The sequence below is a fragment of the Deinococcus roseus genome (assembly GCF_014646895.1).
In the GTDB taxonomy this organism is placed as follows: domain Bacteria; phylum Deinococcota; class Deinococci; order Deinococcales; family Deinococcaceae; genus Deinococcus_C; species Deinococcus_C roseus.
In genome coordinates this window covers 22599-34916 of record NZ_BMOD01000028.1, presented here as the reverse complement: position 1 = coordinate 34916, position 12318 = coordinate 22599, and the positions used below count along the sequence as shown (strand labels likewise).

The 12318-nt window shown below is 56.3% G+C and carries 11 protein-coding genes; all 11 read right to left on the bottom strand.

What is annotated here, in order from left to right; all coding sequences use genetic code 11:
- Positions 1-26 precede the first annotated feature (26 nt).
- The 11 genes from IEY52_RS22535 to IEY52_RS22485 all read right to left on the bottom strand — a co-directional run bounded on the left by IEY52_RS22535 (position 27) and on the right by IEY52_RS22485 (position 12313).
- The gene (locus tag IEY52_RS22535; protein ID WP_189007386.1) at positions 27-953 is read right to left on the bottom strand and encodes an ABC transporter permease; all 927 of its coding nucleotides are present in this window, start codon (positions 951-953) and stop codon (positions 27-29) included.
- Complete coding sequence (locus IEY52_RS22530; RefSeq protein WP_189007383.1) at positions 943-2061, bottom strand: ABC transporter permease; 1119 nt, start codon at positions 2059-2061, stop codon at positions 943-945. The genes IEY52_RS22535 and IEY52_RS22530 overlap by 11 nt, the downstream gene beginning before the upstream one ends.
- Positions 2058-3605: an ABC transporter ATP-binding protein gene (locus IEY52_RS22525; RefSeq protein ID WP_229684922.1), complete on the bottom strand. Its 1548-nt coding sequence runs from the start codon at positions 3603-3605 to the stop codon at positions 2058-2060. Before IEY52_RS22525 ends, IEY52_RS22530 begins: the two co-directional genes overlap by 4 nt.
- A gap of 331 nt (positions 3606-3936) precedes the next feature.
- Positions 3937-5145, bottom strand: a complete 1209-nt coding sequence (locus tag IEY52_RS22520; RefSeq protein WP_189007437.1) for a vWA domain-containing protein — start codon at positions 5143-5145, stop codon at positions 3937-3939.
- Positions 5146-5206: 61 nt separating this feature from the next.
- Positions 5207-5986: a hypothetical protein gene (locus IEY52_RS22515; RefSeq protein WP_189007380.1), complete on the bottom strand. Its 780-nt coding sequence runs from the start codon at positions 5984-5986 to the stop codon at positions 5207-5209.
- 127 nt (positions 5987-6113) lie between these two features.
- On the bottom strand, positions 6114-7556 hold the full coding sequence (locus IEY52_RS22510) for a sigma 54-interacting transcriptional regulator (protein WP_189007377.1): 1443 nt from the start codon (positions 7554-7556) through the stop codon (positions 6114-6116).
- Between the two features lie 92 nt (positions 7557-7648).
- The gene (locus IEY52_RS22505; RefSeq protein ID WP_189007374.1) at positions 7649-8455 is read right to left on the bottom strand and encodes a PilW family protein; all 807 of its coding nucleotides are present in this window, start codon (positions 8453-8455) and stop codon (positions 7649-7651) included.
- Entirely contained in the window at positions 8452-8916 is a 465-nt protein-coding gene (locus tag IEY52_RS22500) for a prepilin-type N-terminal cleavage/methylation domain-containing protein (protein ID WP_189007371.1), read from the bottom strand. Before IEY52_RS22500 ends, IEY52_RS22505 begins: the two co-directional genes overlap by 4 nt.
- Entirely contained in the window at positions 8913-9341 is a 429-nt protein-coding gene (locus IEY52_RS22495; RefSeq protein WP_189007367.1) for a pilus assembly FimT family protein, read from the bottom strand. The genes IEY52_RS22500 and IEY52_RS22495 overlap by 4 nt, the downstream gene beginning before the upstream one ends.
- Entirely contained in the window at positions 9338-11677 is a 2340-nt protein-coding gene (locus IEY52_RS22490; protein WP_189007364.1) for a pilus assembly PilX N-terminal domain-containing protein, read from the bottom strand. The genes IEY52_RS22495 and IEY52_RS22490 overlap by 4 nt, the downstream gene beginning before the upstream one ends.
- A gap of 123 nt (positions 11678-11800) precedes the next feature.
- Positions 11801-12313 carry a hypothetical protein gene (locus tag IEY52_RS22485; protein WP_189007361.1) on the bottom strand — a complete coding sequence of 171 codons (513 nt, stop codon included), beginning with the start codon at positions 12311-12313 and terminating at the stop codon, positions 11801-11803.
- Positions 12314-12318: the final 5 nt, after the last annotated feature.

Below are 12318 nucleotides of genomic sequence, written 5' to 3'. Positions count from 1 at the left end.
AACGTTCCATTCGCCCTGTGCTCCATCTAGCGTTCTCCCCGCCGGTAAGGTGTGCCCAGGGCTTCTGGCACGCCACCAGAGCCTTTCTTGCCCAGTGCAGTCAGGACCAGCACCAGAATCACGCACAGGTAGGGCATCATGTTGAGGAGTTCGGGAGAGATGTGTTCCTGCAGCCGGAAACTCAGCACATAAAGTGCCCCGAAGAACACCGATCCCAGCATCACATACAGTGGGTTCCAGCGTCCGAAGATCACGATGGCGAGGGCAATCCAGCCAACCCCTCCAGTGGTTCCCTGCGTCCAGGACGGACGGTAGGCCACAGAGAAGAATCCTCCGGCCACGCCAGCCATGAACCCTCCGAAGACCACAGCGGCATAGCGGATCAGGGTGACGTTGAGGCCCTGGGCATCCACGGCTTTGGGGTTCTCTCCGACAGAGCGCAACATGACGCCCATTCTGCTTCTGAACAGCAGGGCCCACAGCAGCACCCCGATCAGGATGCCCAGGTAGGTCAGAATGCTCTGGTCGGTAAAAAGCATCGGTCCCAGGATGGGGATGTCTTTGAGTCCAGGGACACTGATGTTTTCCAGCGTGTCCAGCAGAGGCTGGCCCTCGTAGGCTTTGCCCAGCAGTCCGGTGGCTCCGGTGCCCAGAATGGTGAGGGCCAGACCGGACACGTACTGGTTGGCCCTCAGGGTGATGGTCATGAAGGCATGCAGCAAGCTGAAAACGGCTCCTGCAACCCCGGCCAGCAAAATGGCCAGTGCGGGGTTTCCAGTGGAGTGGGCCACTGCAAAACCGGTGAGGGCACCCACCAGCATCATGCCTTCCATGCCCAGGTTGACCACTCCGGCCCGTTCCACGTAGGTTTCGCCCAGGGCAGCCCACAGCAGTGGGGTCCCAAAGGCAAATGCCCGCCCGAGGATGCCCACCAGCCAGTTCTCAGCGTCCATTGGGGGTCTCCCTGGTGGTGTGGATTGGGGTCTGTTCAGGGGCTTTCACCAATTTGTAGCGGATCAGGGGTTCCGTGGCAATCAGGAGGAACAGCAGGATCCCGTTGAACACGTCCACAATCTGAAAGGGCATCTGCAGGGTCACTTTCATCACGTCTCCAGCGGCAAAAATCAATCCGAAGAACGGGGCGGTGATCAGGACCCCCAGGGGATTTCCTCTGGCGAGCCACGCCACGATGATGGCAGTGTACCCGTACCCCAGCGAGAGTTGCAGCGGATCCAGAAGTTTGTGGTGAATTCCGGTGAGTTCTCCCACACCTGCCAGTCCTGCAGCGCCGCCCGAAATCAGCATCACCAGCAAGGTGGTTTTCAGGGTGTTCATGCCCAGGTATTTCGCCACGGAGGGGCTTTCTCCCAGAATGCGCATCCTGAAGCCTTCGGTGGTGCGGCCCAGAATCAGACCCGTCACCACTGCGAACACCACCGCGATGATCAGGGTGCCCCAGTGCAGGTTGGTTCCGGGCAGGGTGGGCATCCAGGCACTGTCCTTGAGGGGATCGGTGTAGGCGTAACCATAGGCGGTTTTGCCTTTCCAGGGACCCTGCACCAGGTAATTCACCAGGTTGATCGCCACGTAATTGAGCATCAGGGTGGTGATCACCTCGTTGATCTGCAGTTTGAGTTTCAGCAGGGCCGGAATGAAGGCCCAGGCGGCTCCGGCCAGAAAGCCCACCAGCAGCATGATGGGCAGGGTGAGGGGATCTGGCAGGGGCACAAACAGGCCCACCCCTGCAGCAGCAGTGGCCCCCACCAGCAACTGTCCTTCTGCCCCAATGTTGAAAAAGAGTGTTCTGAAGGCCATCACCAGACCCACCCCGATCAGGAGCAGGGGAATGGTCCTTTGCAGCACTGCAGAAAAACCAGACCAGTCCGTCAGGGTGCCTGTAAAAATGGTCTGGTAGGCTTTAATGGGGCTGATCCCGTACAGCGAGAACACCACGCCCAGCAAAACCAGGGCCACCCCAATGCTGACCAGAGACAGCAGCAAGGTCCAGCGGGTGCTGGGGGCCTTGCGTTCCTGCAACAGAAAACCTGCGAATTGTTTCATGCTTCACCTGCCATCATCAGGCCCAGTTTTTCCCGCTGAAATTCAGCACGGGTGAGCGTTCCCGTGAAGGTGCCTGCAAAAATCACCACGATGCGGTCTGACAGGTTCATCAGTTCATCAAGGTCCTCGCTGACCAGCACGATGCCCATGCCCTGGGCACGTTTTTCCAGCAGGAGTTGATGCACCTGGGTGGTGGCCCCGATGTCCAGGCCGTAAGTGGGGTGGGCTGCGACCAGCACATCCGGGTTGCTTTCCAGTTCACGGGCCAGGATCAGTTTCTGCACATTCCCACCGCTGAGAAGCCTTGCTCTGGTGTCTGCAGAGGGGGTGCGAATGTCGTATTTCTGGATGTTTTGCCTGGCGTATTCACGGATGCGGGCAAAATCCATCAGGCCACTTTTTGAGTAGGGAGGCTGGTTCATGGACCGCAAAATCAGGTTTTCTTCCACACTCAGGTTGGGCACGATGCCGTAATGGTTGCGGTCTTCAGGAACGTGGGCAATCCCGGCCTGGAAAAATGCCTCTGCACCCTGACCTTTCATGGCCTTGCCTTTGACCACAATCTGGCCTTTTGTCAACGTCCGGAGGCCAGTCAGAACCTCGATAAGTTCCAGCTGACCATTACCGGCCACGCCAGCCACACCCAGAATTTCCCCGCCCTGCACGGTGAGGGTGACCCCTTTAAGGGCTGGCGCACCCCGGTCTCCCATGGCCCAGGCATCCGAGAGGTGAACCATCTCTCCTTTCAAATGGGGTTGCCCGGTCAGTCGGGTTTCCTGCAGCTCCTCTCCGATCATCATGCGGGCCAGGTCGGTCTTTTTGAGGTTCTGGTTGGGTGTGCTGCCCGTGACCTTGCCTTTTCTGAGCACGGTGATCTGGTCGCTGATGTCCAGCACCTCATCGAGTTTGTGGGTGATGATCACCATGCCGTGGTCCTGCCGCATGCGCCTGAGGACAGCAAAAAGCTCCTGCACCTCCTGGGGGGTGAGCACACTGGTGGGCTCGTCCAGAATCAGGAACCGGGCACCCTGCAACAGCACCTTGAGGATTTCCACCCGTTGCTGCTCTCCTGCAGAAAGCTGCCAGACGGGCGCTCTTGGGTCCACTTTCAGACCGTAGCGCTCAGAGAGCTCCAGAATGCGCTTTCTGATGTTGCCCACCGGATTCCAGAAAGAGGCACCTTTGTGGTGGATCTGGGACAGGGCAATGTTTTCTTCGACGGTGTGGGCCCGCACCAGCATGGGGTGCTGCGGCACCAGACCCACCCCCAGACGGATGGCTGCTCTGGGCGTGTCGATTTTGACGGCCTGACCATCCAGCAGGATTTCTCCACGGTCTGGCTGGTAAATGCCGTAAAGCACATTCATCAGGCTGGTTTTGCCTGCACCGTTCTCACCCAGGATGGCATGCACCTCGCCGACCCTGAGGGTGAGGGTCACATCGTCATTGGCAATCACACCAGGAAAAGTCTTGGTGATGTGGCTCAGCGTGATTTGCTGGTGGGTGATGGGCTGGACAGCCGTTCCCGGCTGAACCGCCCTCAAGACAGCCCCATGGGACCGGAAAACACTCCGGGCTTGAACCCTGGCTTGACTTGCATGTGGTTCCTTTCAACCCGTCTCACACGACAGGTTTACGCGGATACGCGTGCTCCAGTGGGTGCCTGCACCTCAGGCGGAAAGTCTTGCTGACTGGATGACGGTCTTGACGTGAGTCCCTTCTCACACGATTGGACTCAGCGCAAGTGTATCTAGCATCCACAATCCCTGTCAACACAAACCCAGTCAACTTGCCATCTGCTGTCCAGCAAAACAGGACCTGCAAGAAGCTGAAACGCTTGCAGGTCCTGTCTGTTCAGAAGTGTGGGGTCAAAACTCAGTTGACCACTTTGGTTTTGTTCTTCATGAAATCCATCAGGACGTACTGCCCGATGTTGTACGGGGTGGTGAAGTAGGCCTTGCCTCTGGTCATCTCGGTGATGCGGCGCACAAAAGAAATCAAATCTGCATCCTGGGCCAGCATGAAGGTGTTGATCTGGATGCCCATTCTGCGGCAGTTGGCCACTTCCTGCAGGGTGGTTCCCAGCACATAAGGGTCCAGGCCATAAGCATTCTTGTAGATCCTTCCATCGGGCAGGGTCAGGGCACTGGGCTTGCCGTCGGTGATCATCACGATCTGCTTCATGTCCTTGTTTTCCCGTTTCAGGAGCTGCTGGGCCAGCTTCAAACCTGCTGCGGTGTTGGTGTGGTAAGGACCGATCTGGGCCTGGGCCAGCTGGGAAATGGCCACCTGTTCTGCGCTGTCGTGGAACAGCACGAACTTCACGGTGTCTCCTGGGTACTGGGTGCGAATCAGGTGCGCCAGGGCCAGGGCCACCTGCTTGGCCGGCGTGAAGCGGTCCTCTCCGTACAGAATCATGCTGTGGGAGCAGTCCAGCAGCACCACCGTGGCTGCACTGGAGAAGTACTCAGACTGGCGCACCACCAGATCACTTTCCTCCATCTGACCAAAACCCTTGTGAATCACATTCTTGAGGGTTTCGGTGGTGTCCAGATTGAGGGTGTCTCCGAATTCGTAGGATTTCAGTTCTCCGGTCTGCTCCACCCCAGAGGCGTAATCGCGGGTGTCGTGGCTGCCAGAACTGGAACGTCCCATGCCGCCCATCAGATCCCGCAGGGTCTTGTAGCCCAGGAAGTCGATGGCCTTGTTGGTCAGCTCAAAGTGCGCCTCGCCGCTCTCGCCTGTCCCTCCGCCCTCGCCTTCTTCAAATTCCTTGCGGATGAAGCCGTCCTGCACCAGCTGGTTCATCAGGCGCTGCACTTCCTGACCCAGTTTGCTCTGGCGCATGTCTTCGGATTCCAGGGCTTCCCGCAGCATCTGTTCTGGCACCAGGTCCCGGTTGACCAGCGCTTCCAGAATGGCATCGAAGAGGTCGTCCATATTGGGCCTGGCGTTGGGATCCGGGTCGTAACGGTCGTTCATGCCCGAGCCGAGCAGGGCTTCCTGAATCATTTGCATCAGTTCGCTGGAGTCCAGAGATTCCAGTTCTGATTCGTATTTGCTGTAACGCGTTTGCTTCATGATCCCCCCGTGTCTTCTGATGGTACGCCCATTTGAGGGTCAGAATCGTAGGGAGAATGGGATTTCAGTTTTCTTGTGCTGCAAGCCGTTCCAGACGGTCTCGTTCTTCTGGCGTGTGGTAGGCCCGGGTCCAGCCCTTTTCGCTTTCCACCATGCCTCCCTCCAGATCCACGGACACACTCTGGGTGCCTGCATCAAAGACAAACGCACCGTACTGGGGCAGGTCTTCAAAAACATCTGCATCCATGAAATCGGGCAAAGCATCCTGGGGCTCCACATCCCCTTCAGAGGCTTCCAGCAAAACATACCCGCTGAGGGGGTAACGGTCTTCTTCCGCATCAATCCCGAAATACACCCGCACCCAGCCGCGTTCGGTCAACTGTTCGGCCCATGATGCAAATTCCTCCTGATGGGCATCGTTGTAAAGCCACATCTGGGTTTCCATGTCCAGCCCTTCGTCCATCTCCTCTGCCAGTTCTTCCCAGGCCTGTTTTTGCTCTGGGGTGTGGTAGGCCCGCATGTCTGCTTCGGCCACATCGATCAAACCACCCTGCAGGTCAGGTTCAACGCTGGCGGTGCCGACCTGAAACACATAAGCATTGCAGTAAGGCACCGAACTGAACAGCTGCAAATCCAGCAACGGGTGCCAGTGGTCCAGGGTTTCCACGCTGCCATCCAGCTTTTCCACCACCGAGTAATCTGCAGGGTCCCCTTCATCGTTGTAAAAATTGAGTCCAAAATAGATGCGGGCAATGCCAGCTTTTTGCAGCTCCCGGGCCGTCTGGTCCAGGGCTTTGCGGTTTCGTTTGTGAAAGGCAGTGAGGGCCTGATCTGTTGTAGACATATTCGACATCTTACATTTTCTTTGCATCTTGAAGTCTGCATTGCCAGAACCCTGAACAGTGCAGGCAGGAGGGCAAAATGCCCTCCTGCCTGCACTGTATTGCACTGTCTTACATTGTTTTTCTGGCTCAGTTCCAGCGGCCTCCGCCTTTAAAGCGGGGCTGTTCAGGTTCTGGAGCGGTGTAGGATTCCTCTGCACGGGCCAGTTTCTTGCGGCCATACAGGCCTTCCAGAATGAATTCTGCAGCACTCAGGCGGTGGGCATCGTTGTTGCCCTCTGAAAGCTGTCCTGCCAGAGGGATCAGGCCAGGCAGGTTGCGCATGCTGCGCAGAGCTCCCATCTCATCTCCAGCCTGGGGCACCTTGAAGACCCCGCCTTTCTCGAACCAGCGTTCCAGGTCGGTGGTGTCTGCCTTCACCCGTTTGGCAAAGACCTGGCCAGCCGCTTTGCGGATGATCTCTTTGGCCACCGTGTCTGCGCCTTTGAGTTCACCCTCGTATTCCAGTTCCAGCTTCCCGGTGATGGCAGGCAATGCCTGATACACATCGGCGACCCGTGCCACCGGGGCATCTCCGTGCAAGAGAGAACGGCGTTCGGTGCTGGCAGCCACCAGTTCAGTCAAACTGATGGGCAGGCGCTGGGACACCCCGGAAAGCTTGTCCACCCGGTTGTCTTCACGGGCCTGGAAAGCAATTTCCTCGATGAGCTCCTGAATGAAGGTGGGAAGCGTCACCCCTGCCGGGGTGTAGGCCTCGTTGCGGGTGATGGTCATGCCCTCTTCCACCGTTCTGGGGTAGTGGGTGCGCACTTCAGACCCGATGCGGTCTTTGAGGGGCGTGACAATCTTGCCCCGGGCCGTGTAATCCTCAGGGTTGGCCGAGAACACCAGCATCACATCCAGCAAGAGGCGGATGGGATACCCTTTGATCTGCACGTCTCCTTCCTGCAGGATGTTGAACAGCGCCACCTGAACTTTGGGAGACAGGTCTGCCAGTTCGTTCACGGCAAAGATGGCGCGGTTGGCCCTGGGCAACAGCCCGAAGTGCATGCTGCGGGTGTCTCCCAGCGAGGTGCCCAGACGGGCCGCCTTGATGGGGTCCACATCTCCGATCAAATCTGCCACTGTGACATCGGGGGTGGCCAGTTTTTCCACGTAACGGTCGTCGCGGTGCCACCAGCGGATGGGCAAATCCATCCCATGAGACTCCAGCAAAGCCTTGCCTTCTGCCCCAATGGGGTTGAGGGGATCATCGGGCATGTCAATGCCATCAATGATGGGGATGTATTCGTCCAGCAGGCTGGTGATCTGGCGCAAAATGCGGCTTTTGGCCTGGCCGCGCAAGCCCAGCAGGATGAAATTCTGCTTGCTGAGCAGGGCACCCACCAGCTGCGGAATCACGGTCTCTTCGAAGCCTTCAATGCCTGGAAAGAGTTTTTCACGGTTGCGCAGTTTGGAAATCAGGTTTCTGCGCACCTCATCTTTGATGCTTTCGGTTTTGTGGTCAAAGGGCTTGCGCCCAGCGTACTGCGGAAGTTCAAGAAGTTCCCCTAGCGTATGAGGTTGCAGCATAACTTACCCTAACACCCCCCTGTCAAAGCAACTGTGAAGTAAAACGGCAGAAGACGAATCTTCTGCCGTTGGGCACACTTTGTTTGCAAGAATCAGAACAACAGCAGGTTGCGGGAAGCCGCCTGAAACTGCAATTTGTCGCTGGGGGCATACACGATGGAGCTGCCCCGTTTCATGCTGCCTGCCATGGAGAAGGTCAGGCGGCTGGCACTGCTCTGGGCGTTGACACAGGTGGCCTGGATGTTGCCATCCACCAGACAGTTGAGGTAAGTGACCACAAAAGCACTGGTCTTCAGGTAGTCCGCCAGCAAAGAACCCTTGGAGGTGGTGTAGCTGGGCTTGTCCAGCAGAGAAGCAGCGTCCAGGGCTTCCAGGTATTTTTTAAGGCTGGTGGCATTGATGGCTTGCTGGTACGCATAAAGGGTCCAGCTGGTGGCATCGTTTTGTGGATCTGCACCTGGGTTCTCATTGGCGGGGGCCTGAGTGACCACCGTGCTGCGGGCGACAGCGTAAAAAGCCATGAACCGCACACAACCATTTTCAGACACCCCCAGGGTGCAGGCAGCAGTGCTGTCCCGGGGATGCAGCAGCATGGCCACCATGGGGTGGGTGCCCAGGGTCCAGACGTTGCTGCTGGTGAGGGGGTTTTTCACGGAGTAATCCCCAGAGCCAAGGGTGATCACTGCTCCACTGGGAAAAATGTACCCTGCTGCAGACAGGTTGTCTGCAATGTAATTCCCGGTGTTGCGGAAATCTTCCATCATTTGCTGCTGGTTGTAAATGGAAGTGGTGTTTTTGACGCCCACCTGCAACTGCATCAAACCGATGCCCAGAATGAACACCCCCAGCACACCTGCCACCAGCATCTCAATCAGGGTGAAACCTTGCTGGGGCTTCATGAGCCTCCTCCTGCAGGAGCTGCAATCTGCAAAGTGAACACTTCCACGCGACCTTTGGGGGTGGTCACGGTCAGGATGACGCTTTTGAGAGGAACCGGGGTGACATCATTGACCGCAGTCACCACCAGGGCAGGGGCGTAGGTCAGGGAACGGATGTTCACCGGGGTTGTGCTGGGAACAGCTGTTTTGACATCCACTTTGTATTTGTAACCGGTGGGAGGAGCAACCGCCTGCCCAGAGCCGTTGATGGGCAACATGTTGCTTTTGTAGTTGCCCGCAATGCTCCAGTAAGCCCGCACATCATCCATGTAGCTTCTGGAGAAAGCTTGCATGTTGGTGTCGTATTGTGCAGCACTGTTCAGCTGGAAACCACTGAGAAAGTAGGTCGAGAGGATGGAGATCACACCAATGAGGGCAATGGCGATGAGAATCTCGATGATGGTGACGCCTTTGTTGTTCATTTGATCACCACTTTGCCGCCCATGCCAATCAAGTAAATGCCCTGGGTGGCGTTGTTTCGGCCTTTGAGCGTGATGGCCAGGTTGGTCTGGTCCAGCAGACCATAAGGGGCCTGAAAGTTCAAGGTTTTTGAGCCACTGCCATCAAATTTGACCCCGGTGGCCAGGTTGCGCACTGTGGTAACACTGTTGTTGGTCACCTGATAGTTGCTGGCTCCTCCCACCCAGGTGATGGTCCAGTTGCTGGAGGTTTTTCTGGCCTGGGCACGCAGGTTGTTCAGCTCGCCAGCGAATTGAACCACACCATCACGCAATTGCTGTTTGGTTTGAAAATTGAAAAAACTGAAAACAGCAATTCCACTCATGATTCCCATCACCGCCACGGTCAGGAGAATTTCAATGAGGGTAAAACCTGCCCCGGATTTCATTTTGTGCCCACCTTCCATTCGCTGCGTTGCAGGATGGGCAGGTCATCTTGCTTGATTTTCATGAAGCTCTTCATGCGGGCATCATAGTAGATGCTGAGGCCACGCTCGGTGGTGTTGTCCACGCCTTCCGTGCCAATGGTGTTCCAGCCTTCGGTGAGTTTGTTGCGGCTGTTGCTGTCCACTGCGCTTGGGTTGCTGCCTGTGACCAGCACGCCCGTGTCTGCAGCAGCCATGCTGCCACGCAGATCCCAGCGGCCCTGCAGCCTGGAGTCCTGGCCCGTACCGTGTTTACCGCGTGCAATGGAGAAAATGGCATTGGAAGAGTAGAGCAATCCATCGGTGCGCAGGGGACCTTTGTTGCGGGTGGCGGTCCCACAGCTTCCACCGTTTTTGTCCACGGTGGAAGCACATTCCACAGATTTGACCCACAGGGACTTCAATTGCTGCTTGGAAATCCAGGCATTGGTGCCGGACATGGTGAGTTTGTTGGCTTTGTCCCAGATGGCTTTCAGGCCAGCAGCAGTGACATTTTTGGTGCCTGCAGAAGTTTTCACTCCGGTGGTGGCCGTGAAGTTGTTGCCGTATTTGTCTTTCAGGACACCACCCACCACTTCAAAACCAATCACACTGGAGCTTCTGTAGTCATCGGTGCCTTCGCTGTTCAGCACGTTGTAAAAGAAAACAGGAGCATCTTTTTCATAGGTGTAGAACCTGGGGGTGTAGCTGGGGTTCAGCACAGCTTTTTCCAGTTCTGCACGGTTGAAGATGGTGGCTTCTCTGGCGCTGAAAGACATGATGTTGCATTTGTTGGTGCAGCTGCTGAGGGCAGGGTCGTTGCCTCCCGAATCCACATATTGATCGGCGGCTTTCAGGGAATTGGAACCGGTGTCTCCAGACTGCATGCGGCGGGTCAAAAAGTCACCGATCATCATGTTGCCACCCGCAATCAGGCCCACCTGGGGCAGGGTTTCGGGTTTGGTGTAATCACAAGTTGCAGCCGGAGCACAGTCGTAGGTGACGTCTCCCATCACATACACGTTGCCGCTGGCAATGATTTTTCCGGTGCCTGCAATTTTTCCGCGGATGACCACATCACCGTTGATGTAGGTGGTGCCTTCCAGTTTCAAGGTGGAAGAGGTGCCATCCAGCACCACATTCTGTTTGGTGCTCCACTTGGTGCTGGTCACTTCAGTGGCGTTGCCTGCAGGCCAGTCGTAAAGCCCTGCAGCAGAAGGATTGATGGTGATCTTGCCCCCCATGATCTTGCCTTTGGGGTTTTCCTCATCCATGTTGTTGTTGGAGTTGTCCACCACTTCATCCCATTCCAGCTGGTCAATGGTGTTGTTGGGGGTGCCTTTTTCAGGAATGGGCAGGGGGAATTTGTCAGGCAAAACCCCATCAGGCCATTTGCCCCCCAGGGCGGCATCCACGTTGGCCTTGTCCGGGTAATTCACGTAAAAGTTTTTGTAGGCTTTGTCTTTGCAGTTGGTGACCGTCTGGCAATTCTGGGGGGTCAGGTTCTGCATGGTGCGGCTGGTGATGGCTCCCTGATCCACCGTCTGGGTGGTTTGCAGCGACAGGGTGTTCATCTGACTGGTCAGGTCGTTGCCGGATTTGTCCTGGAATTTTCCGCGCAGGTACAGGGTGCCTGCAATCACGGTGTCCACGTGGTCGTGCTGGGCAGCTTCTTCAGGGTCAGGGCGGATTTGCATGGTTTCCAGAGAAGCCACTTTGACGCGATCCTGGGGATTGGTGGGAGCCGCAGCACCACCCAGCGCACTCATGTCCTGAATGGTGGTGTGGCAGAAAATGCAGTTCACGTTGTTGGTGAGCAGGGCATAGTCAAAGCCGTTGAACAGTGTGCCAGCCACCTTGAAGACCTGGCTGAGCACACGGGTGGTGCCATCCTGCAGGGTGCCCGTGCTGACAATGTCAAAGACCACATCGTTGTTGGCCATGGGGCGACGGGTGATGGAAATGTTGTACTGTCCTCCACCAGAAAGGGTGCGGTTGACAGTGAAGTTGCCTCCGGGTGTTTTGAAGGGTTCAGATGATGCATTGAGTTTCAGGCGGTAGTCTGCCGAACTGGTGGGGGTGACACCACTCCAGATCTTGTGCCAGACCTGATAAACAGCTTCTTCAAGACCAGATTCGGCGGCGTATTGGGCCTGGGAAATTCTCACGGAATATTTGGCATTTTTGCGGTTGCCCACTGCGCTGACCGCAGCAATCCCAACGAGAATCACAACGATCAACAAAAAACCCAGAGCAGTAACAGCGGCAAATCCACCATTTCTTTTGCGAGAGGTTTGCGGGTGAGGAACAGTTTTCGCCATAATCATTATTGTAACGAAGTATGAGAAGAATGCAAGCAAAAGATAAAAAAATTTACGCTTCAGACATGGCTTTTTGCACACGTTTCTTGGCACAAAAGACCGTTACAATTTAAAATTGTGTGGCTAGGTGCTTTTTGAGGTGTCCTGGGCCTGCCTCAGGTGCTTGTTGAGGGCGTTGAGCGACTTGAGGGGAACCGCTACAACCTGCAGGGCCTCCAGATAATTGACCAGCAGCTCTGGGTTGGCCACTTTCACACCCCCCAGATCGAAACCCCGAATGTCACTGTTGTCAAACATCGCCACAGGGATCACCCGGGTTTTCAGGATTTTTTCCAGAAACACATTGCGGCTGCGGATCAGGCGGATCAACTGGTCCTGGGGTTCTCCATTGACTTTCAGCTGCATGCCCTGGGCCACCACATACCCCATGAAAGGCTGCATGTAAATGGCATAAATCCCGTACCTGGACAGCAGGATGTAGGCATAGTGGGTGTCTTCCAGGTAAACATCTTCTCTGATGAACCACTCATCACTCAGGGTGTACACCCAGTGGGCCATTCGCATGGAGTGGGGCACTGGGGGAGGCGTCTCGGGGGTGTCAGGCGGCACATGCACGTCGTTTTTGCGGAAGAACATCACTA